The following is a 23,269-nucleotide window of genomic DNA, read 5'->3' as shown; positions in this document are numbered from 1 at the left end:
ACACGTGTAGCTGACGGATACTAATAGATCGAGGACTTAACTAAACTTCTTTATTGATGTGTTGATTTACTCTTATTTAGTTTTTAAGGTATAAACTAAAAAATACCTTGCATTTTCAGATGAAAATTTATATAATAAAACTTGTCCTTATTTTTAAGGAAGGTCTGGTATCAATAGCGAAGAGGTCACACCTGTTCCCATCTCGAACACAGAAGTTAAGCTCTTCAGCGTCGATGGTAGTTGGGGCTTTGCCCCTGCAAGAGTAGAACGCCGCCAGGCAAATTAAAAAACAGGAGATACGAATTTTCGTATCTCCTGTTTTTGCGTTCACAAATTTAAATCATTCCTATCTCCATAAAAACACAATGTTAACAATAATTTTACAATAACTTATCCTTAGCTAAATAATATTCGATTATAATAAATAATAGATATAATTATGAGAAGGGTGGTTGCCAATCGTGAAATTATTTGCACATTTTTATGCATTGGAATGCCAATTATTTATGTATATCAATCACTACTTTAATCATAGAAAATTAAACCTATTTTTTCGAACCATAACGCATCTTGGTGGGGCTAAATTTACAATTACAGCAATATTATTATTAATTTTATTTACATCGAATTCTATCCAACTAACGGTAATTGCAAGTGCTATCTCTTTAACAATAAGCCATATTCCAGTTGCATGTACGAAAAAACTTTTCCCTCGAAAAAGGCCATATTTAAATCTTCCACAAATTAATGTCACTGAGAACCCACTTAAGGATCATTCTTTTCCTTCAGGCCATACAACAGCTATTTTCTCAATCATAACTCCCTTTATATTTTTGGACCCCGTATTAACTATAGTGTTAATTCTGATTGGTTTTACGGTTGGTCTATCGAGAATCTATTTAGGACTACATTATCCTTCTGATGTCATTGCAGGTTGTATGCTTGGTTCTATTACTGGAATACTTTCATTTGTCTTCATAGAAAGTAGCATTCCACAATTATTTATGTAGTACTAAAGAATCACTGTGAATTACTAACTGCATGCTTTATAATATGAGATAAAAAAATTTTATCGAAAATAGGGGGAATAATTTATGAAGATAGCTATTTTCACAGACACATTTGCTCCGGATGTTAATGGAGTAGCTAAAACTTTAAAGCGATATACAGAATATCTTGATGAAAACGATATAGAATATTATGTTTTTGCTCCTAAAACTTTCAATAAAGATTTATTTTCTAAACATGTTTTACGATTTACAAGCTTACCATTTTTTCTATACAGGGAATGCAGGTTAGCAATACCAAATCTACCTCATTTAAAAGAAGAATTACAACGATTTAATCCTGATATTATTCATGTGGCTACACCATTTAATATTGGTTTATGTGGCTTACATTTTGCTAAGAAATTAAACATTCCTATAGTTGGTTCCTATCACACTGACTTTGATAAGTACCTGGAATATTATGATTTGCAATTTTTATCAAAATTCCTTTGGAAATATATGCAATGGTTTTATCAGCCTCTTAGTAAAACCTTTGTCCCTTCGAGTGATACAAAAAACCAATTACAAAAACAAGGATTCACTAATTTATCGATATGGCCCCGTGGAGTTGATCATTCGATTTTCCATATAAATTATGACAAACAACATATTCGAAATAAATATAATATAAAGGAAAAAAATATATTGCTCTATGTTGGAAGGCTTTCTCCTGAGAAAGACATTATGCTTATCCCTGAAATTAACCAAATGCTGCAGGAAAGTTATAGGAATAACATTCATTGGATAATTGTTGGAGATGGGCCATTAAAAGGTAAATTCAGAAAACATGAAGCGAGCAATATGACATTGACTGGATTTTTGACCGGCGAAGAGTTAGCACAAATTTACGCATCATCTGATTTATTCGTATTTCCTTCCGCAACAGAAACGTTTGGAAATGTGGTGCTAGAGTCTTTAGCATGTGGAACGCCTGTTGTTGGAACCAATGCAGGAGGGGTTCGAACGATTATTCAGCAGGATAAAACAGGAATATTATGCGAAGAAAGAAAAACAGGTGAGTTTGTCGAGGCAATAACGAAACTTTTAGATGATAAAAAGAAAAGAGAAATGATGAGTTATCATGGTAGTAGATATGCATTGACCCAAACATGGGACACTATATTTTCAAATCTTGTGGAAGAATGTGAAGAAATACTGACGAAAGAGGTATATAGGGTTCTTGCATAAAAATAAAAGGATGGCCTTGTAGCCATCCTTTTTCATGATAAACTTAACCATTGTCAGTTTCTGTAATATTCCACTTTTTACTAATGCTATCTGTAATCGACGTAATTGCACCGTCTCCGGTTACATTACATGCTGTGCCAAAGCTGTCTTGGGAAAGGTATAATGCAATCATAAGAGATACCATTGTCGGTCCAAATCCCAGCATGGTTTCCAACAGCCCAATCGCTGCCATTACTGCTCCACCAGGAACTCCTGGTGCTGCGATCATCGTTACACCAAGCATGAGTAAGAAAGGCAAGATGGATAGGAATGAGATTGTTTCCCCTTGTAGAAATACTACTGCAAGAGCACAGCTTAAAATTGTAATTGTACTACCTGATAGGTGAATATTGGCAAGTAATGGTACGGTAAAATCAGCAATGTTTGACCGTACCTTTAATGTTTTAGTTTGCTTTAAAGTAACTGGAATCGTTGCTGCAGATGATTGTGTACCTAGAGCCGTGAAATATGCTGGTGACATCGTTTTTAACATTTTAAATGGATTTTGCTTTCTTAATGAACCTGCAATTGAATATTGCAAGATTAGATACAGGATATGAAGAATAATAATCATAACAAACACCTTTGCAAATACACTTAAAATCGTTGCAACTTGCCCAGCATGTGTCATATTGGCGAAAATACCGAAAATATGAAATGGTAGTAATGGAATGATTACTTTTACAATAACAAGCTGGATGATATCACGAAAGTCACTGGCAAGATTTAGAAGTGCATCACTTTTTATTGCTGCAATTCCGATACCAACGACAAATGAAATAAGTAATGCTGTAATCACTTCCATTGGTGGGGCCATTTCTACATTGAAAAATGCTTCACTTAAACCTTCCGTCGGATCACTGAAAATTTCCATGGATTGGCCACTTAACAAGGTTGGATAAAATGTCTTTGCTACAAAGAATGCAAAGATACCTGCCACAATTGTGGAAACATAGGCGAGCAAAGCGGTGAGACTAAGTAGCTTTCCTGCACCACGTCCCATATATCCAATACCTGGTGTGATAAACCCGATGATGATGAGTGGGATGATAAAGCTTAGAAAGTTTCCAAATAATCCATTGAATGTAGCAAATAATTGGATCAACCATTCATTTGCAAAAGATCCAATTGCAATACCAAGTATGATAGCTATAATAATTCGTCCGAGTAAACCAAATCGTCTCATTTTTTGAGTCCCCTTAAATATGATGTCTAATTTCACAATTATACACTGAATTGGGTCGTGTTTTCCAGTTTATATAAAAAAGTTAAAATAAAGGAAGTGCAACAATTCTTGCACTTCCTTTATCCGTCTGTTTAAATCATACCGTTAGGATCCATGTTACCTGTGTTGTCACTGCTGCTCCCGGTTAAAAAAGGCATCATTTTCTGTACTGTTTGACCGAGATTCTGATTATTTCTTGTCATTGTGTAATATGTTGCAGCACCTACACCGACAGAAGCAAGTATTGGTAACCAAGCATTATTCTTTTGCATTTATCATCAATCCTCCCAAGTTTAAAGTATCAGACAGGATTAGGTTGGCACAAAAGCAAAAAAAAATGCTAGGAATCATATACCATGTAACTTACTTCCTCTGCAGCATTCATTCCGGCAAGTCTGCCGGTTACAAGAGCTGAAGTTATATTATAGCCACCTGTATAGCCATGAATATCCAAAATTTCTCCACAAAAATAAAGACCGTGCATGATTTTCGATTGCATCGTATTTGGAACAATTTCCTTAATGGAAACCCCACCACCTGTCACAAATGCTTTCTCGATCGGAAGGGAGCCATGAACATAGAATTGGAAGTTTTTAATACCATGAACAATCGAGCGTACAGTTTCCTTTGAGATATTGGCGCATTTTTGTTCATCACCGACTTCATTTTGCCTTAAGTTATATGTTAAAAGCCGTTCTGGCACAATACCCTTCACAATGTTTTTAAAAGCTTTTTTCGGATTTTCTTCCATAGAAGTCAGGATATCCTCAATCAGTTTATCTTCGTTTTCATCTGGCAGGGCATCGAGCACCATTGGAACCTTTTTCTGCCCCTTCATTAACTCTTTAACGACAAATTGCGAGCAACGAAGTACTGCAGGACCTGATACACCAAAATGGGTGAAAATCATATCCATTCGATGCGTGATAATCGGTTTGCCTTTTTTATTTAAAACTGATAAATCAATACCGCGGAGCGAGAGTCCCTGCAAGCTTTTATTCTGGATAAAAGGTTCCTTGGAAGTAAGGGCAACTTCTGTCGGATAAAGTTCAGTGATTGTATGGCCAGCCTTTTTGGCCCAAGCATAGCCATCACCCGTTGAACCTGTATGTGGTACTGCTTTACCACCAACAGCAATAACAATTGCCTTCGTTTCCAATTTTTCGCCCTCAGTCAAGATGACGTTATGCATCTTTTCATCATAATGGACTGCATTCACTTTCGTATTCATTTTTACGGTGACATTTAATTCCTTCAGTTTATCTAATAGTGCGTCAACAACACTTTGTGCGGAGTTGGAGACAGGGAACATGCGACCATGATCTTCTTCTTTCAATGCTACACCCATATTTTCAAAGTAGTCGATTATATCATAGTTATTAAAAATAGAAAAAGCGCTATATAGAAACTTACCATTTCCAGGAATATGCTTGATGACCTCTTCCTGTGGGAGACGGTTTGTTACATTACATCGACCACCGCCTGAGATGGCGAGTTTTTTACCAAGTTTCTTTCCTTTTTCAAGCAGCATTGTTTTTGCACCATGCTCTGCTGCAGAAATGGCTGCCATCAGGCCGGAGGGTCCACCGCCAATTACGATTACATCATATATCAATTCACTTCATTCCTTTCGTTAGTATCGTACCACTTAATCGCCACATTTCTCAATTATTACTAAAATGAACAAACATTATAAGAAGAAACTGCTTATTAAGTATGGTAAAATGAATTTTAGTGTTTAAGTTGGAAGAAGCTGCTTTTTGCAGTTTAAAATATAAACGGAAAATAGATGCAGGTGAAATAATGTCGAATATTGTAAGAGGCACGATGCTTTTGACGGGGGCTTCATTTTTATCGAAGTTGCTTGGAATGCTTTATGTTATTCCATTTAATGCGCTGGTAGGTGACGAAGGTGGGACCCTTTATGCCTATGCCTACACGCCATATAGTATATTTATTAGTCTTTCAACAGTTGGAATCCCATTAGCAGTATCCAAATTTGTTTCCAAGTATAATTCACTCGGTGATTATGAAACAGGGATGCGAATGTTCAAGGCAGGGAGTGCACTCATGCTTGGAACCGGCATTATTGCGTTCCTCATCATGTTTCTTGGTGCAGATGTGCTCGCAAATTGGATGATTAGAGGGGATGAGGGAGACGTAACTGCTGAGGATGTTGCTTTTGTTACCCGAATGGTGAGTATTGCCTTAATTATCATTCCTTCGATGAGTATTGTCCGAGGATTTTTTCAAGGACATAATTCAATGGGACCAACAGCAGTCTCCCAAGTGGTAGAGCAGATTGTTAGGATTGCATTTATTTTAGTTGGTTCGTATATTATTCTCCATGTTATGGGCGGTTCCATAGTTACAGCAGTCGGTTTTTCTACATTTGCTGCTTTCATTGGTGCATTGGGATCCTGTGTTGTTTTAGCCAGTTACTGGAAAAAACGTAAGCCATCTCTAGATAGACAAGTAGATCAGCAGCTATATACGTATGATTTTCGAACAAGTGATTTATTTAAAGAATTATTCCGTTATGCTGGACCATTCGTATTAGTTGGTCTTGCAATTCCTTTATACCAGTTTGTTGATCAATTTACATTCGAACCGGCCATGCTTGCGAGCGGGCGACAGGATGTTTGGGTTGAAGCTTATTCAGTAATTAATATGTACGGCCATAAAATCGTGATTATCCCAATGACAATCGCAACAGGCCTATCATTGGCAATGCTTCCGAGCCTGACACAATCATTTACCAATAATAATGAACAAATACTCACAAAGCAGATTAATCAGGCTCTTCAAATCATTTTAGTACTCGTCATTCCAGCATCTGTTGGAATCGCCATTTTATCGGATGAAGCTTATGGTGCCTTATTTGGAATGGGAAATATTGAAATGAAAGGTACATTACTTGCCTGGTATGCGCCAATTGCATTGCTATTTGCCTTATTTACCGTAACATCAGGAATTCTACAAGGGATTGATCAGCAAAACTATGCGGTAATCAGTTTAGTTGCAGGGTTATTTGCCAAAATTTTATTAAACAGCCAGCTTATTCATATGTTCGGTGCAAAAGGGGCCATATTCGGTACGGCAATCGCAGCCGGTATTGCTGTTATCCTTAATTTCTGGCGGATTAAGTCAGCGATTGATTTCAGGTTTAAACAAACAATCAAGCGTACGGTACTTATAGTGATATTTACATTGATTATGTGTATTGTGGTGTGGATATTAAAAAGTATTATGAGTTTGTTTATCCCTTACGAAGAATCACGCTGGGCTGCTACAGTTATGCTTTTAATTGGTGCCGTTGGTGGTGGGTTTGTATATTTGGCACTAGCCTATACCTCCACATTGCTGGAACGGGTTTTCGGTGGGAGAATCCCGTTAGTTGGAAGACTTTTAGGACGATAAAGGAGAATGAAGATGCGTCTCGATAAATTGCTTTCCAATATGGGAATTGGAAGCAGGAAAGATGTAAAAATGTTACTGAAGAAGAAGCAAGTTACCGTCAATGGTACTGTCGTTAAAGATAGCAGCATGAAAGTTGATTCGGATGCAGATGATATTAAAGTAAAAGGGGAAATCATTACTTACCAGCAATATATTTATTTGATGATGAATAAGGCACCAGGCCATGTCTCTGCAACAACCGATACCCGTGAGAAAACTGTGATTGACTTGCTTAGGGAAGACGTTTTGCATTTTAAGCCTTTTCCTGTAGGGCGCCTTGATAAAGATACGGAAGGTCTCCTGTTACTTACCAATGATGGAGATCTTGCCCATCAACTTGTTTCACCGAAGAAGAATGTCGGGAAAACTTACTATGCAACGATTGCGGGCTTTGTAACAGATGAAGATGTTACTGCTTTTCAGGAGGGTGTTGTACTTGAAGACGGCTATAAAGCGAAGCCAGGTGAACTGAGAATTTTGCAAAGCGGTGACATATCAGAGATTGAAGTAACGATCACAGAGGGGAAGTTTCATCAGGTGAAACGAATGTTTGAAGCAGTGGGGAAGAAGGTTACCTATTTGAAACGTTTGAGTATGGGTGATTTGAAACTGGATGACACTCTGAAACTCGGTGAGTACCGGGAACTGACGGATAATGAGTTAGCATATTGTATGTCACTGAAGGATACATTATAATTAATAAATTATAAAAATGAGGGATCACAGATGTCACATTATTTTATTGCTATCCGATTGCCGAGAGAATTAAAAACCACCTTAAATGAATGGCAGGAAAAGTTAAAAGAGCATTTGACTTATAAGCAATGGCCACATAGGGAAGATTTGCATATCACGCTAAAGTTTTTAGGTGAAGTTGATGATAATAATATACAACAGCTAATTAAAGAATTGCAGACAGTCGGAAAGATTCCGGCAATGGATTTAAATGTCGGTGGAATCGGCACGTTTGGCAATCCAAAGAAACCACGTGTCTTATGGGCTGGGGTCGAACGTACGGATAGTTTGTCCAAACTCCAACAAGTGGTGGAAGATGGTGCAGTCCAAATTGGCTATGAAAAGGAAAGCCGTGAATACCGCCCACATATTACATTGGCAAAAAAATGGGCAGGTGAAAATACGCTTGCTAAAGACACAGTACCATTTCTGCAAGAAAAATTTAAGTCTATACAGAAGATGCATGTTGCAGATGTGGTACTTTTTCGGATTCATCCGGCTAAGTCGCCGAAATACGAAGTTGTGGTAAAATTTCCATTGGCAGTAAAGAAAGTATAACTACTTTCTTTACTGCATAAGTGCGGGCTTGGCATACGCCTAAAGTCTTGACGAAGGCCTTAGTTTTCTAATCTGTGTCAATACGGGCTTTAAGCAAATAGTGGCTAGATTGCAGCGTGTTCGGGGAGGTGTTACTAATCGCACAGCTTATTAAACTACAGGACTACATATCTCGTTATGAGTGGGATATATTTCGCTACCCAACCCAATACATACGATTGAAAAGAGATAATTGGAATAAACTTTACAACATATGGGAGAACCCAGAAACAGTCCAACAACCAGAAAACGAGGTTGAGTCTGTGATTGAACGGGAAGTCCAACCAGCAATAAAGCGATTATCCAAATTAATGGCTAAATGGAAACGTCCAATTGCAGAAGAGACCGAAAAAGCGATCGTTCAAGAAAAAAATGAATATGCAGACTTACCCGAAACGGAGGAAGCGTTAAAACAATATTTTCTTGATAAGCTATTCAACTTCCAAATGAATTGGGCAACTTCAACTGTAACGGAAACGTCCATCGTAAATAGTGATTATTACCAGAATTCATTGCTGAAATACTTGCTGCAACGATTTCCAGATACATATCTAATCATGTATTTGCCAGTATTTACTATTAAGAAAGCACCAGTGGAAACAGAGATTATGTTAATTAGTCCAATCGGGATTGAGATTATTCATTATATTGAGAAAGACTCAAGTGTTGTTATCATGGCTGGTGATGAACGGACATGGACACTGGTAAATGGCAAAGAGCATACGAAAGTACTAAGCCCACTCATTGCATTAAAACGTTCCGAAAAGCTTGTAAATAGCATATTGGTCAAAAATAAGATTGATTTCCCGATTAAAAAGACAGTACTGTCGCGGACAAATTCGATTGTATATGCAACAGAGCCATACCATACAAAAATAATTGGGCAACAAGATTATCCGGATTGGTTTCATGAAAAACGTCGTCTATCTTCTCCATTAAAAAATGCCCAATTGAAAGTTGCAGAGGCATTACTTAAAAATTGTCAGACAACCTCCATAAAACGTCCAGAATGGGAAACCAATCGGGAAAAAGATATATTTCGGGATATGGGGGAATAGTACATGTATCTATTTATAATTAATCCAAAAGCAGGTTCCGCCGAGCAATGTTTATAACGGTGTTTTTTGGCAGTAAGAAAGTATAACTAAGGCATACGCCTATAGGCCTGGCGTAGGCCTTAGTTTTCTAAGAAAACATGGAAAATATAAGGAAGTAGAAACATTTGAAGCGAAAACATTGAAAATAACTGCCGAGCACCCTATACTATTTCAGGTGGATGGACAAACAGATGTATGCTATTCAAGCAGTATAAGAAAGCAGGCTGAACCAATGATAATTAATGGTGCAGCCTCAGAGGGAACTAATTAATAGAGTGAACACGGTAAATCTAATTTGTATTTTAGAACAATTCACTATAAAATAGAGTATTGAACGCTAATTTTGAAAGATGTGAAAAGGTTATGATCGAATGGCTTGGACAAGCATTAGGTATTGGTTGGAATATAACACCGGCCGGCGGGCTCACAGGTGAGGCGTTTGTTGCGGAAAAAGATAACAGACGACTTTTTCTGAAACGTAATTCATCCCCATTTCTCGCTGTATTATCTGCTGAAGGAATTGTTCCCAAGCTGATTTGGACGAAGCGGATGGAAAATGGCGATGTCATCACCGCACAGGAATGGCTTGAAGGAAGGCCATTGAAGTCACATGAGATGCAGCACCAGCGTGTCGCTGATATTCTGCACAAGATTCACCATTCCACTGAATTATTGCATATGCTTCTCCGTATGGGAAGAAAACCCGCCACATCTGATGATAGCCTGGAAAACATAAAACATCTCTTGAATTCCAAGGATCTCATTGAACAACATGTGGAAGTCCAGGTCGCAATTGAATATCTAGAGCAATTGCTTCCAAGAACACGAAAGCAGAAACTTGTTGTCTGCCATTGTGATATTAACCATAATAATCTTGTTCTTACGGAGGATAATAATATATTTCTCGTTGACTGGGATAATGCGATGATTGCTGATCCCGTTACGGATTTTGGCATGCTGCTAAAATGGTATATCCCAAAGGAGAACTGGAATGACTGGCTGATTCGATATGGAGTCACACCAAGCGAGAATTTGTTTGAACGAATGTACTGGTATTTGCTTCATGATGCGCTCCAATTTTTAAGCTGGCACACAACACGTGGAGAACCAGCAAAAGTAGTGGAACGCTTGAATGATTTAAAAGAAATTAATGAACAAATACGTAAGTTTATTCTATAATCGTGTTTTGTTGTATAGCACTTATCCAATTATCCAAATTATTTTTATTTAGTATAATATGGTCCGGCTGACTTTTTGCTGATTCGCCTTGTTGACTGTAATTATATATTTCGGGAAGCAGATTCAGTAGCTGTTCATCCGTGATGCTGTTGCTTGCCAACATTGATTTGACTAAACGTTTTATCTGATGGTACTCACTGATACTTGCACTGCTATCGATATTTTGTTCATCCAAAATATCGAGCAGTAATGTCAATTGATTGTTAATATCAAGCGTCATCATAATCACCTCAGGAATTAGTTTAGTCTGTTTCATTTTTTCTATTCAAAAAGCTGTAAAGAGAGGGAACATAATGCGTCAAAGACATAAACCATGGGCAGATGATTTTCTAAAGGAAAATGAACATATTGTTATTCCGAATGCAATCGATAATAAGGGAGAATGGCAGTCCATTTTTAAGAATGGACATCCGATCCATATAGAAGTAGGGACCGGAAAAGGACAATTTCTAGTTGGAATGGCTAGGCAGCATCCGGAGATTAATTTTATTGGCATTGAGGTTTCGAAAAGTGTTATTGTATCTGCTGCCGAGAAAGTATTGGATTCGGGAGTAGAAAATTTATTGCTTTTAAATGAAGATGCAGCAGATCTTAGGGAAATGTTTACAGAAAACGAAATTGCCACCATATATCTGAACTTTTCCGATCCATGGCCGAAAAATCGCCATGAAAAAAGAAGGCTGACATATCGTACATTCTTGGAGCAATATAAGGTGGTACTTGATCCTAAGGGTAAGGTAATATTTAAAACGGATAACCGAGAATTATTTGAGTATTCCCTTGTAAGCTTCAATGAATTTGGCATGAAGCTTGAGGAAGTAAATTTGGATCTGCATGCGATTGAAGATCCCTTGAATGTCATGACAGAATATGAGGAGAAATTTGCGGCTAAAGGTCAGGTAATTTACCGGAGTCGTGCAAGTTTTTAATGAAATCAATAAAGGCCATCATAGGTATAATTAATGGTTCAATTCAGAGATGCAAATATTAAAAACACAATATAAAACACACGTGATTTCACAAGCTGAATCTCGTGTGTATTTTTATTTCAGAAAAATGGTCTTCATAAATCAGATGAACGACCAAATAAGGCAAAGAAACATGGAAAAGGTCACACATAGAGCAGATGAGTGACCGATCAAGACAAAGAAACAATAGAGAGCTTCTCCATGAAGGGAAATTTCAATTGTCCTATCTGGTGATTTAATTTAACAAGAGATACTACAATGAAAAATGACTGGAGAAAATCCAAGCCATTTTTTACTGTGAATTAAACAGTGGAAATTATGTGATTATAGATGGGTATAACTTGTTAATCACTGTATTGAACTCACAAGTGACCCCGTTATGGTATAATATGGTGGTCTTTTCTGTTATAATAATAATTAGAATATTAAGACATCTATACAAAGGGGCCCGAGCGCTTGAATATAAAAAAGGTTGTGGCAGTTATCCTTGGTGCAATAATGCTCTTTGTTGTAAGTTATATGGTGTTTGGCAGTGGGGAAACAATAAAACATAATTATACTTTTGTTGGTGCGAGTGACCATTGGGAAGCTTCCTATAATGTAAATGGGCAAGAAAAATTTTATGAAATAGATAACATTGGACAATATGATGGTGAGTACGAAGACCAATTTATACTTACTTTTAAAGGAACCGATAAAGAATTAGCGGATATAAAAGAATTTCATTATAAATATCAGTCACCGGTAAGCTCCAGTTATTCGTCCATGACATTTGAGGAACCTCATACTAATAAAGTTTTTAGTAGCGGAGGTTTTCATCAGGGTAGTGCAATTCCAAGGGAAAACTATGTTATAGAAGTTGTTGTTAAATGGGATGGAAATAAAGAGATTTTTGAAATGAAGGTAGAGGAATAAGCAAATAGAATCATCGCTTACTTTTAGTGAATTTGACCTTTCACTTAGTTCTAATTATAATACTTATTTCCTACCTGTAGTCATACGGAAACAATTAGCAGGAATAAAAGCTTGCCTTTTCTAGCGAAGTTTGTCATAATAACATCAATAACTTCATTTAAACACCTTTAAAACAGTCCTGTGAGGCTGGTAAGGTTTAAGCGGACAATTGTGTAGTATATATACTCTACACAATCAAAAGGAGACTATGTCTTTTAGTCTTGTTCTGCTTTCAAACATCTTGCCAGATCGCCCGGGCAAGATGTTTTTTTATTTTTATAACAAGGGAGAGAAAGCAATGAAACAACGTGAAATCCAGGTTGATGAACGTTTACCTATCTTACAAAGTTTGCCATTAAGTATTCAGCATTTATTTGCAATGTTTGGCTCAACAGTTTTAGTGCCAATATTATTCGGAGTTGATCCAGCGACAATTCTGCTTATGAACGGGCTTGGAACATTATTATATATTTTGATTACGAAAGGAAAGATTCCGGCATACCTCGGTTCCAGTTTTGCTTTTGTTTCACCAGTAACGGCTGTACTGACAACAGGTGGTGGCTATGGGGCAGCACTTGGTGGATTCTTCGTTGTAGGTCTTGTACTCGTTTTAATTGGTATTATCGTAAAATTCGCAGGTACATCGTGGATTGATGTTATTTTCCCACCGGCGGCAATGGGAGCAATTGTTGCGGTTATCGGGCTGGAGTTAGTGCCAACTGCGGCTGATATGGCTGGATTGATTGCAACAGCTGACGCCCCACGTGATACAACAGCGATTACCGTATCACTGCTTACACTCGGAGCAACGATTATTTACTGGGTAACGATGAGAGGTTTCTTGAAAATTATCCCGATATTACTTGGAATTGTAACAGGGTATATTATCGCCACATTATTTGGTATTGTGGATTACACGGCAGTAAAAGAAGCAGCATGGATTCAAATGCCGACATATTATCAAATAGAATTTAATTGGGCTGATATTCTGGTTATTTTGCCAGCAGCACTTGTTCTTGTACCGGAACATATTGGACATTTGGTTGTGACAGGTAACATTGTTAAGAAGGACCTTGTAAAAGATCCGGGACTCGATCGTTCCTTGTTTGGTAATGGTATTTCAACCATGATTTCCAGTTTCTTTGGATCAACACCAAACACAACATATGGTGAAAATATTGGAGTACTGGCAATAACAAGAGTATACTCGACATGGATTATTGGAGGAGCGGCACTTGTAGCGGTAGTTTTATCCTTCTGTGGGAAACTTGCTGCATTGATCACTTCTATCCCGACCCCGGTTATGGGTGGGATCTCCTTACTATTGTTCGGTATCATTGCAGTAAGTGGGCTGCGCATGCTTGTTGAACAGCAAATTGATTATAACAACTCACAAAATTTAATTTTGACTTGTGTCGTACTAGCAATTGGTATTAGTGGCGCATCCATCGAGCTAGGAGCAGTGGCATTAAGTGGAATGGGACTGGCAACAATCGTCGCAATTATTATTAGCCTGTTCTTTAAATTACTTGATGTATTGAAGTTATCGAATGAATAGATGTTAGTGAATCTGAAGTCCCACGGCAATGCTGCGGGACTTTTTTTGATGGAAGTTGGGTGAGAGGGGAGTTGTTTTTTTAGTGAATCGAGAAAAGCCGGGTAGTGACAATCACCACCCGGTTTTTGTTTATTGTCTACCTTGTACGCCTGGTCTGTACTGTCTTTCTTGGTTCACCCAAATGCGATTATGATTCGTGTTCTCTGGAAACTTTTCACCGGCGCTAAGCGTAATTTGCTGTGGATCATTCACGTTGCTTCCGGTTTCACCTACTTCGATATAAACTCCATTATTAGGAGCTTTTTGACCAGCACGAAATTGCGAGCCTTCACCCATCTAAGATCACTCCTTACTCATTCAAGGTTTACTTAGTATGCCAAAAATGAGCGTCAATGATGAATGGGAAAAATAGGTTAATCCCTAAAAAGACGGCTCACTTCATCTGTAATTCTTGACAAAATTCTGGGAGTGACAGGCACTTAAGATTGTTGATATAGTTGTTGGCAGATTCTTGGTATTGGGGTGATTCTTTGGTTAGATGTTCGGTAATAATATGTTCAAGGTTTTTCTTTGATTTCCATTGATCTAAATGAAAGATGAGGCCTTGACTTTTTAAATAATTTAAATTAAGTTCTTCCTGTCCGGGTAGTGCTTCATACACAAAAATTGGTAGTCGTTTCCATAAACATTCCGAAATGGTTACACCACCCGGCTTCGTAATAATAGCATCGGCCATGTCATATAACCCGCACATGTCTTCTTTCGATTCTAAATACGGGAGAGCTTGTATGAAAGGGTTGCCAAGGCGTTTAATGGATAGAAATAAATTCTCGTTTTTACCACATAGTACCTGATAACGAATGGTTCCAGATGGATTTAATTGGCGAAGTAACTTTTCAATCGAACCAGCCCCCATGTTGCCGCCGCTAATGAGTACGGTATATGTTTTCTCATTTCTATCTGTCCGTCTTTCTGATTTGAATAATGGATGTACTGGAATTCCAGTTACAATAATATTCTCTTCTTTTATACCGCGTTCAATCAAACCCATTTTCACATCGATGCTCGGAGTAAAGTGATAATGGATTTGTTCCAGTCCCCATAAGTCATTAATGAAATAGTCTGTATAAACATTAATAACGATACCGGACCATAATCCTTTCTTTATCAAACGACTGAGAAGATAGGAAGGCAGTGCATGCGTGCAAATAATCAGGTCTGGTTTCGAATGTGCGAGTATACGCTGGATATATTTTTGAAATAGAAATTCATATAAGTAGTAGTGCTTATTATGTTTTTCTTGTTTTACAGCCAAACGTTTATATACACTGCTATAGACTCCAGGTAACTTATGGATCCATTGAAGGTAAATGAATGATACCAGATTTTCAACCTTTCCAAAGCTTGAGGACAATAGCTCAATTTTTTCACATTGAATTTGATCTCCTGTCTGAATAAGCTGGTCTTGTATGCAATCTGCAACATGATGGTGTCCGGAAGGGATTTGCAAAAATGGCATAAATAAAATTTTTAGCATTGAATTCGCCTCTTTCCTACTATAGTTTGCGGTAGGAGCCGTTCTTTCATTCATTCCTAAACCTGAAAATTCCAGTTATAGTTATCCAATTAACAGTGCAACATAAATGAACAAATACCTTGGAGAACTGGAATGAATATAAACATGAATATAAGAAGTTATTGCATATCAGCATGGAATTTTATGGACCCAATCTACTACCATTTTACTCGTCTGGAGAACATCACAAATGAAGAAGGGGAGAAGACGATGATCCGTGTTCGTCTGACCAGATATAGGGGGAGAACTGTCACGTTAGAAGATGGTACAGTTATCAATCGGAATGATATTTTATTAAAAATACATTTGCATAATGTGAAATTGCTAAAGTATGTTCAAGGAACTGACAGCGAGCTTAGACGCGGATTAATGATTTATAAATATGTACGGGAATCACTTCCATTTATTGCTCGCTATATTCAAATGCATGAATATAGAAGTGAAATTAGAGGCTTAATTGGTATCACGACTATATATAAAGGCTGTAAGAGACTTGGCTTTGAGACAAAGTCGATTCATAATCCGTACTATAAACTATTTAAAGTTGCATCCTTCTTACCGATTCAACTTTTGTCTTCCAATACTAAAAAATGGGCCAATCCGATGTACTTATTTATGCCGAAAGATTTATTGCTGGATAAATACAAGCCTGTTTAACTGGCAGCATATCCATTAATTACAAATGATTATCCCCTCTCGAACCACTATAATAAACTATGGAGGGGATAAAATGTTATATGCAGTTATCACCATTATTCTGATTCTACTAAGCTACTTTTTATATAAAGGAAATAAAAATACGCATACTGTGACCATAAATGATATTAATATCGAAGAAGATGTACAAACTACCAATGATAAGACACTTCGTATTCTCCATATATCTGATATGCATATAGAAAATATTTCAATGACTCCTGATCAACTAATGGAAGAACTCAATGGTCAACATATTGATCTGATTGCATTAACAGGGGACTTTTTGGATCGAAAACGAAGCATACCAAGGCTAGTTCCTTATTTGGAGGTCCTTCGTAAACTGCATCCTGTTTATGGGACCTATGCCGTATTTGGTAATCATGATTATGTATTACGTGACAAGTACTTTAATCAATTAGTTGACTTATTGAATGAATATGGAGTTAAAACACTTCAAAACGAGAATGAAACAATTGAAATAGAGGGAAAAAAGGTCAATATTATTGGAATTGACGACTTTGGCACAGGCCATAGTGATTTGGCCAAATCCTATACTGGAATGGAAGTTGGCTATAATCTTGTATTCACACATGATCCAAATGTCGTATTGGAGATGAAAGATTATCCTTTTGACTATTTGTTGTCAGGTCATTTTCATGGTGGACAAATACATTGGCCGAAACCATATCATCTAGTAAAAATGGGGAAATTGGTTCGAATGAATATGGTAAAAGGTTTGCATAAATATAATGGTAATCCATTTTATATAAGCGAAGGCCTTGGTCAAACCGGTATTAATATTCGGATTGGCAGCCGGCCGGAAATCACATTTCACAATTTACAGCTGCAGCAAAAACAAATAGAAAACAATAAAGTAGAACTAGAACGTTCTGCAACCATTGCCGGATAATAATTTTATCTGGTTTTTTGTTTGTAGATAAAAAATCGTGAATCCCAATGATAAGGATTCACGATTTGGAACTACTGCCTGTTCGGTCAAGCACCTATTTGTATTCGTTAACTTCGAATAGGTCGATGAGTTCGATTTTTGGGTTTTTGTCTTTAAACCAGTTTAATGCGAACTCATTTCGAAATAGGACTAGCTTATTACCATCACGGTCTTTGCATAGAAGGTTACCACCATCGAATAGTGATTCATCGACTTGGTCTTCTTTTAACCAGCGTGGAATACGTTCCCCAATTGACTCGAACATTACCTCTGCATTATACTCATTTTGCATGCGGTATTTGAACACATCATATTGCAGTTCCCCAACAGCTCCTAATATAAACGAGTCTGTTAGTTTGTCACGGAAGAGCTGAATTGCACCTTCCTGAACGAGCTGTTCAATCCCTTTTCTGAACTGTTTCGATTTCAGAACATTTTTTGCTGTAACTTTTTTGAATAATTCAGGTGGAAATTGTGGTAGCTCATCATATTCAAATTTTTCTTTGCCTTCCAATAATGTGTCGCCAATTTGATAGGCGTTCGGGTCATATATCCCGATAATATCACCAGCATAAGCTTCATCGATTGTTTCTCTTGTAGAAGCGACCATTTGCTGGGATTGGGAAAGCTTAAAGATTTTGCCTGTTCGCGATAATTTCACACTCATTCCACGATCAAATTTTCCTGCGCAGACACGGATGAATGCAATTCGATCACGATGGGCAGGATTCATATTTGCTTGGATCTTAAAAATAAATCCTGAAAAATCCTGGCTATCTGGCTGGATGATACCTTCTGTTGATTTTCTTGGTGTTGGTGTTGGTGCCATATTGATAAACGTATCGAAAAAAAGCTGAACGCCAAATGGGGCAAGGGCACTACCGAAAAATACTGGCGTTTGTTCTCCAGCCAAAACAGCCTGTAAAGAAAATTGATCTCCAGCTTCATCAACTAATTCCAGCTCATCTTTTGCAGATTCGTAGGTTGGATTTGATGTGAGATCCTGATGCTCTGGCTGATCAAGTTCTTCATTCGGTATATATGTTTCTACGTCGCCTACATTATGTTTTACAAATTGTTTGCCGTAGCGATCAAAAATACCTAGGAAGCCTTTCCCCATACCTGCAGGCCAGTTCATTGGATAGGTTTCAATGTCAAGTACCTGCTCAATTTCTTCGAGTAACTCCAGCGGTTCTTTTCCTTCACGGTCCAATTTATTGATAAACGTAAAAATCGGAATCCCCCGCATGCGACAAACTTTAAATAGTTTAAGTGTCTGTGCTTCAATCCCTTTTGTGGAATCAATGATCATTACAACACTGTCAACCGCAGTCAATGTGCGATAGGTGTCTTCACTGAAGTCTTCGTGACCAGGTGTATCGAGGATATTTACATGATACCCATCATATGGGAAATTCATCACACTGGATGTAACGGAAATTCCACGTTGTTTTTCGATTTCCATCCAATCCGATGTTGCAAATTTTCCTGATTTTTTTCCTTTTACCGTTCCTGCTGAGCGGATTAGATTGCCATACAACAACAGTTTCTCCGTCATCGTTGTTTTTCCGGCATCCGGATGCGAAATGATCGCAAATGTTTTTCGTTTCTGTACTTCTTCTTGTATACTCATAAAAAAATCCCTTCTATCTTGTAGTTTCTAGTTCTCCATAGCTTATATTCATTTGGGATTTTGACATTACATGGAAAGAACGCTCCTTTAGTACTTCGAGGATTTACTTTGATATAATATAATTGCAATTAGAAAGCTTAGTTGTCACCAAGCTTTTAGGTGACAGCCTTAGTTGCACTTATGCAAGTAATAAAGTTTATACTTTCTTACTTGCCAAATAATACTATACTATAGTCCAATTATTTTTTCGATAAAAATTAAATTAAGTTTAACATATTTCTGTAACAAAAGCTTAAATCTAGGTTATCGACAAACGGACTGCGTGCTATATGAAATCCAAGCAAAACAATTCTATAAAAAACAATGAAAGGAGGTCCTCCACTTGAATATCAAACTAAATCAGCAAATCATCACGGACAGATGTGGGGCGGTATCCTTAAAAAGAGGGGAGGCTTTTTACCGTAGTGATAAGGTAACCTTTAAAAATTACAGTTCGGAATACATCGAGGCGACGGTTTCTGCGTTAGAAGATTTTCATGTCACCATTGAAAAGAAATCTAGTGGTAGCTTCCATACGAGTTGCAGTTGTCCAACGTTAGCATCTTTCACTAAGGACTGTCAGCATGTGGCTGCAGTTTTGCTTGCATTATATAACAGTAAGCGGCAAGGAAGGACAGCGATTAACGCTTCTGAATCAATGCCATCAGATAAACTGGCACAGGGATTAATGAATCTTTTTCAGGAAAAGCCCATCAAGTCTAGTGGACATCAGCACCATTTCGAGGAACGGATTGTTCTAGACACGGAAATTTTATGTAAACCAATTCGTGTAGGTGAAGGAAATGATATGTTAGGCATTGAATTAAAAATAGGACGAACGAAAGTATTGCACGTCCGGGAGTTTTTACAAAAGGTACAAAATGGAACAGAATGCAAACTTTCCATATCATTTACCTATGATCCAAAACTTCATTGTTTTCAACATGAAACAGATGCGGTCATGAAGCAGCTTATTCAAGTAATCAAGGATGAAAAAGTTTATTTTGATGAAACACTAAAGAGTCAGAATTTCAAGAAGCATGCACAACTATTGCTAGTTCCACCATCCTCATGGGAGCGGCTTGAGCCGTTATTGACTCATGCGCCATTCGCAAAGCTTGAGTATGACGGAAATACATATGATAGTCTTCAATTGGTAGATGAAGCACTTCCATTACGATTTTATTTCTCAAAAGCAGAACAAAAAGGATATCAGCTGGAAATCCAAGGAATGGACTCTATTGTACTGTTGTATGCATATCGGACAGCACTTAATGATGGGAAATTAATGGTACTAAAAAATGAAGAAAATCAGCGTCTTTTTGAATTAAAGCAAATGCTTGAAACATCTGGTACAAACCGAATTCCGATTCCAGCAGAACAGATAGGATTTTTCATGGAAAAGGTAGTACCAGGATTACGGAAAATGGGGAATGTTCAATTATCCAGTGAATTGATCAAGCAATTTGAACAAACACCACTCATTGCCAAGCTTTATCTTGATCGAGTGAAAAATCGACTACTCGCCGGACTTGAGTTTCAATATGAAAATAGTGTAATCAATCCATTGGAGGATAAGGAATCTCATGCGGGTAAGATGATTGTTCGGAATATGGAGAAGGAAAGTGAGATTTTGAAACTAATGGAGGATAGCTCCTTTGCCAAGACGGAGGGGGGGTACTTTTTCCAAAATGAGGAATTGGAGTATCAATTTTTATACCATATGCTTCCCAAGCTGCAAAAACTTGTTCAAATATATGCGACAACAGCAGTGCGGAATAGAATCTTAAAAATCCCTCCACGTCCAAAAATTAGGGTGAAGCATAAACGGGAACGGACCAACTGGCTGGAGTTTAAATTTGAAATGGAAGGTTTTCCAGAAAAGGAAATTCGTGCTGTCCTTGAGGCAATTGAGGAAAAACGGAAATATTATCGATTGCAGAGTGGTTCATTAATGTCATTGGAGACAAGGGAGATAGAAGAAATCCAGCGATTCCTTCATGCTGTTCCTTTACAAGATGACGATTTGGAGCAGGGGTTAAATTTGCCAATTGCAAAAGGATTGCAGCTGATGGATGTGGTGAACGATGGGGAGACCTTTTCAGTGGAGGATTCCTTTAAGAAGTTTCTCGGGGAAATCCGCGATCCGGAAAGCAAGTCGTTTCAGGTACCTGCTGAGCTGGATTCCATTTTAAGGGATTATCAGAAACAAGGGTATCGGTGGATGAAAACACTGGCGAGCTATGGGTTTGGTGGAATTCTGGCTGATGATATGGGGCTGGGAAAAACATTGCAGAGCATCACATATATCGTATCCGAGCTAGCTCCGATTCGTGCAAAAAAGCTTCCCGTGCTGATTATTTGCCCATCATCTGTAACGTATAACTGGCTGCATGAATTAATGAAATTTGCACCTTTTGTCCAGGCAATCGTGCTAGATGGTGACATTGCATCACGGAAGAAACTGCAACGTGAACTAATGGATATAGATGTATTGATTACTTCCTATCCATTATTGCGCAGTGATATCGGTTGGTTTGAAAAGCAACAATTTCATACCGTATTTTTCGATGAGGCTCAAGTTTTTAAAAATCCGACGACACAAACGGCACGTACAGTAAAAAAGGTAGAAGCGGATCATCGTTTTGCACTGACAGGTACACCAGTAGAAAATTCACTGGAAGAACTCTGGTCAATTTTTCATATTGTTTTCCCAGAATTATTTGGTAGTTTGAAGGATTATAGTGAATTAACGAGGAAGAAGATTTCGCGAAGAATCCGACCATTTATGATGCGACGTGTGAAAGAGGATGTATTGGAAGAGCTTCCTGAAAAAATCGAGTCTATGGAATCTGTGGAACTTTTATCAGAGCAAAAAACTTTGTATGCTGCCTATTTGGCAAAGTTGCGAGAAGACACATTAAAGCATTTGAATAAGGATACGCTTCGCAAAAATCGTATAAAAATATTAGCAGGATTAACGAGGTTACGGCAAATTTGCTGTCATCCAGCATTGTTTATAGATGGCTATGAAGGAAGTTCAGCAAAATTTCAGCGGCTACTCCGGATTTTACAGGAGGCAAGATTGTCAGGTCGACGCGTTTTGATATTCTCACAATTTACGAAGATGCTTGAAATTATTGGCAGGGAATTGACTAGTGAAGGAAGGTCTTATTTTTATTTGGACGGAAAAACACCGTCAGCTAATCGGGTTGAACTTTGTAATCAATTTAATGAAGGGGAACGCGATATTTTCCTCATTTCCCTAAAAGCAGGGGGAACAGGGCTTAATCTGACCGGAGCAGACACTGTAATTTTATATGACCTATGGTGGAATCCAGCTGTTGAAGAACAAGCAGCAGACCGTGCTCACCGAATCGGACAGAAAAACACCGTTCAAGTCATCAAACTTCTGGCTAAAGGGACGATTGAGGACAAAATGAACGAACTGCAGGAGAAGAAACGCGAACTCATTGAGGAAATTATCGACCCCGATGAAAAAGCACCAACAACTGTTACAGAAGAAGATATTAAGGAAATATTGAACATCTAGGTGCTTGATGCTCCTCAAAATTGCAAAATATGTCGAAAACCGAACAGTGCTAAGCACTGTTCGGTTTATTTTCGTTGATTTAGGGATATAAGAATTAAATGAAGGTTTCGTGATTAATTAGAGGAGGTTAAGTAATGAAAGTAAATATAAATGGAAATAAACTTAAACTAATGGTTGGAAATATTACGAAACAGGAGACAGAGGCAATTGTAAATGCGGCAAATGGGACACTTCTAGGAGGAGGTGGGGTAGATGGTGCCATTCACCATGCTGCTGGAGAAGAACTTGTTGATGAATGCAAAAAGGTTCGTGACGCTGAATTAAAAGGTGAGGAGCTACCGACTGGTGAGGTGATCATTACAGGTGGCTATAATCTTCCAGCAAAATATGTTATTCATACGGTAGGTCCAGTTTGGCAGGAAAATCCAAATACCGAAGAAGAACTACTTGCTAACTGCTACAGGAATTCACTATTACTTGCGATGGTCAGCAAGATAAATAGCATTTCTTTCCCTTCCATATCTACTGGAGTTTACGCTTATCCAATTGATCAGGCATCAGAAATCGCTCTGCAAACGATTGTTAATTTTTTAAAGAAGAATGAATTCGGTGATGTCGTTATCACGCTGTATACTAAGTCTGATTTCGAGGTGTATAAAGCTGCATTGAAACATATATTGGAAGAATAGAGAGTAGCTTATTATTTTGAATT

At 37.8% G+C, this 23,269-nt stretch carries 21 protein-coding genes and 1 rRNA gene; 15 read left to right on the top strand and 7 right to left on the bottom strand.

Translation table 11 applies throughout. The features are described 5' to 3' along the window. The first annotated feature begins 163 nt into the window (after positions 1-163). The 3 genes from rrf (at position 164) to BV906_RS03925 (ending at position 2,237) form a co-directional block, all read left to right on the top strand. Positions 164-279 (top strand): 5S ribosomal RNA (rrf, locus tag BV906_RS03935). 227 nt (positions 280-506) lie between these two features. Next, positions 507-1,010, top strand: a complete 504-nt coding sequence (locus BV906_RS03930) for a phosphatase PAP2 family protein (RefSeq protein WP_087972179.1) — start codon at positions 507-509, stop codon at positions 1,008-1,010. An 84-nt stretch (positions 1,011-1,094) separates the two neighbouring features. Further along, positions 1,095-2,237 (top strand): glycosyltransferase family 4 protein, encoded by a 1,143-nt coding sequence (locus BV906_RS03925; protein WP_087972140.1) that lies wholly within the window; start codon positions 1,095-1,097, stop codon positions 2,235-2,237. A 43-nt stretch (positions 2,238-2,280) separates the two neighbouring features. On the opposite strand, the gene BV906_RS03920 is transcribed toward BV906_RS03925, so the two are convergent. The 3 genes from BV906_RS03920 to BV906_RS03910 all read right to left on the bottom strand — a co-directional run bounded on the left by BV906_RS03920 (position 2,281) and on the right by BV906_RS03910 (position 5,116). Further along, positions 2,281-3,462 (bottom strand): dicarboxylate/amino acid:cation symporter, encoded by a 1,182-nt coding sequence (locus BV906_RS03920; protein WP_087972139.1) that lies wholly within the window; start codon positions 3,460-3,462, stop codon positions 2,281-2,283. Between the two features lie 131 nt (positions 3,463-3,593). Continuing rightward, positions 3,594-3,773: a hypothetical protein gene (locus BV906_RS03915; RefSeq protein WP_087972138.1), complete on the bottom strand. Its 180-nt coding sequence runs from the start codon at positions 3,771-3,773 to the stop codon at positions 3,594-3,596. A gap of 68 nt (positions 3,774-3,841) precedes the next feature. After that, positions 3,842-5,116 carry a BaiN/RdsA family NAD(P)/FAD-dependent oxidoreductase gene (locus BV906_RS03910; RefSeq protein WP_087972137.1) on the bottom strand — a complete coding sequence of 425 codons (1,275 nt, stop codon included), beginning with the start codon at positions 5,114-5,116 and terminating at the stop codon, positions 3,842-3,844. A gap of 188 nt (positions 5,117-5,304) precedes the next feature. Between BV906_RS03910 and BV906_RS03905 the strand changes: the two genes are divergently transcribed. The 5 genes from BV906_RS03905 to BV906_RS03885 all read left to right on the top strand — a co-directional run bounded on the left by BV906_RS03905 (position 5,305) and on the right by BV906_RS03885 (position 10,568). After that, positions 5,305-6,921 carry a putative polysaccharide biosynthesis protein gene (locus BV906_RS03905; RefSeq protein ID WP_087972178.1) on the top strand — a complete coding sequence of 539 codons (1,617 nt, stop codon included), beginning with the start codon at positions 5,305-5,307 and terminating at the stop codon, positions 6,919-6,921. A 12-nt stretch (positions 6,922-6,933) separates the two neighbouring features. Beyond that, positions 6,934-7,656, top strand: a complete 723-nt coding sequence (locus tag BV906_RS03900) for a pseudouridine synthase (RefSeq protein ID WP_087972136.1) — start codon at positions 6,934-6,936, stop codon at positions 7,654-7,656. A 30-nt stretch (positions 7,657-7,686) separates the two neighbouring features. Further along, the gene (gene thpR, locus BV906_RS03895; RefSeq protein WP_087972135.1) at positions 7,687-8,253 is read left to right on the top strand and encodes an RNA 2',3'-cyclic phosphodiesterase; all 567 of its coding nucleotides are present in this window, start codon (positions 7,687-7,689) and stop codon (positions 8,251-8,253) included. Between the two features lie 218 nt (positions 8,254-8,471). Further along, on the top strand, positions 8,472-9,350 hold the full coding sequence (locus BV906_RS03890; protein ID WP_245843826.1) for an NERD domain-containing protein: 879 nt from the start codon (positions 8,472-8,474) through the stop codon (positions 9,348-9,350). Positions 9,351-9,752: 402 nt separating this feature from the next. Continuing rightward, on the top strand, positions 9,753-10,568 hold the full coding sequence (locus BV906_RS03885; protein ID WP_087972134.1) for a phosphotransferase family protein: 816 nt from the start codon (positions 9,753-9,755) through the stop codon (positions 10,566-10,568). Here the strand turns inward: BV906_RS03885 and BV906_RS03880 are convergent. Then, positions 10,558-10,884 carry a YtzH-like family protein gene (locus BV906_RS03880; protein WP_342744340.1) on the bottom strand — a complete coding sequence of 109 codons (327 nt, stop codon included), beginning with the start codon at positions 10,882-10,884 and terminating at the stop codon, positions 10,558-10,560. The genes BV906_RS03885 and BV906_RS03880 overlap by 11 nt on opposite strands. 37 nt (positions 10,885-10,921) lie before the next feature. Here BV906_RS03880 and trmB point away from each other — a divergent pair, with 37 nt between their 5' ends. The 3 genes from trmB to uraA all read left to right on the top strand — a co-directional run bounded on the left by trmB (position 10,922) and on the right by uraA (position 14,108). Next, positions 10,922-11,557 carry a tRNA (guanosine(46)-N7)-methyltransferase TrmB gene (trmB, locus tag BV906_RS03875; protein ID WP_087972132.1) on the top strand — a complete coding sequence of 212 codons (636 nt, stop codon included), beginning with the start codon at positions 10,922-10,924 and terminating at the stop codon, positions 11,555-11,557. Positions 11,558-12,052: 495 nt separating this feature from the next. Continuing rightward, a complete protein-coding gene (locus BV906_RS03870) occupies positions 12,053-12,511 on the top strand; it encodes a hypothetical protein (protein ID WP_087972131.1) in 459 nt (152 codons plus the stop codon). Between the two features lie 337 nt (positions 12,512-12,848). After that, positions 12,849-14,108 carry a uracil permease gene (uraA, locus tag BV906_RS03865; protein WP_087972130.1) on the top strand — a complete coding sequence of 420 codons (1,260 nt, stop codon included), beginning with the start codon at positions 12,849-12,851 and terminating at the stop codon, positions 14,106-14,108. Between the two features lie 129 nt (positions 14,109-14,237). On the opposite strand, the gene BV906_RS03860 is transcribed toward uraA, so the two are convergent. Beyond that, positions 14,238-14,444 (bottom strand): YjzC family protein, encoded by a 207-nt coding sequence (locus BV906_RS03860; protein ID WP_087972129.1) that lies wholly within the window; start codon positions 14,442-14,444, stop codon positions 14,238-14,240. A 97-nt stretch (positions 14,445-14,541) separates the two neighbouring features. Continuing rightward, positions 14,542-15,645: an MGDG synthase family glycosyltransferase gene (locus BV906_RS03855; RefSeq protein WP_087972128.1), complete on the bottom strand. Its 1,104-nt coding sequence runs from the start codon at positions 15,643-15,645 to the stop codon at positions 14,542-14,544. A 132-nt stretch (positions 15,646-15,777) separates the two neighbouring features. Between BV906_RS03855 and BV906_RS03850 the strand changes: the two genes are divergently transcribed. After that, positions 15,778-16,341, top strand: coding sequence for a YkoP family protein (locus tag BV906_RS03850; protein ID WP_245843824.1), 564 nt, complete (start codon positions 15,778-15,780; stop codon positions 16,339-16,341). 73 nt (positions 16,342-16,414) lie between these two features. Then, complete coding sequence (locus BV906_RS03845) at positions 16,415-17,293, top strand: metallophosphoesterase (RefSeq protein ID WP_087972127.1); 879 nt, start codon at positions 16,415-16,417, stop codon at positions 17,291-17,293. A 94-nt stretch (positions 17,294-17,387) separates the two neighbouring features. Here BV906_RS03845 and BV906_RS03840 read toward each other — a convergent pair whose 3' ends face one another. After that, entirely contained in the window at positions 17,388-18,965 is a 1,578-nt protein-coding gene (locus BV906_RS03840; protein ID WP_087972126.1) for a peptide chain release factor 3, read from the bottom strand. A 382-nt stretch (positions 18,966-19,347) separates the two neighbouring features. On the opposite strand from BV906_RS03840, the gene BV906_RS03835 reads away from it, so the two are divergent. Together BV906_RS03835 and BV906_RS03830 are read left to right on the top strand one after the other, a co-directional pair. Continuing rightward, positions 19,348-22,557: a DEAD/DEAH box helicase gene (locus BV906_RS03835; protein ID WP_087972125.1), complete on the top strand. Its 3,210-nt coding sequence runs from the start codon at positions 19,348-19,350 to the stop codon at positions 22,555-22,557. Positions 22,558-22,691: 134 nt separating this feature from the next. After that, the gene (locus tag BV906_RS03830) at positions 22,692-23,246 is read left to right on the top strand and encodes an O-acetyl-ADP-ribose deacetylase (RefSeq protein WP_087972124.1); all 555 of its coding nucleotides are present in this window, start codon (positions 22,692-22,694) and stop codon (positions 23,244-23,246) included. The last annotated feature ends 23 nt before the right edge of the window (positions 23,247-23,269 follow it).

It is taken from the genome of Oceanobacillus rekensis (genome assembly GCF_002153375.1).
In the GTDB taxonomy this organism is placed as follows: domain Bacteria; phylum Bacillota; class Bacilli; order Bacillales; family Amphibacillaceae; genus Oceanobacillus; species Oceanobacillus rekensis.
Note: the sequence above shows the minus strand (reverse complement) of the source record. Positions and strands in the feature narration are given on the sequence as shown.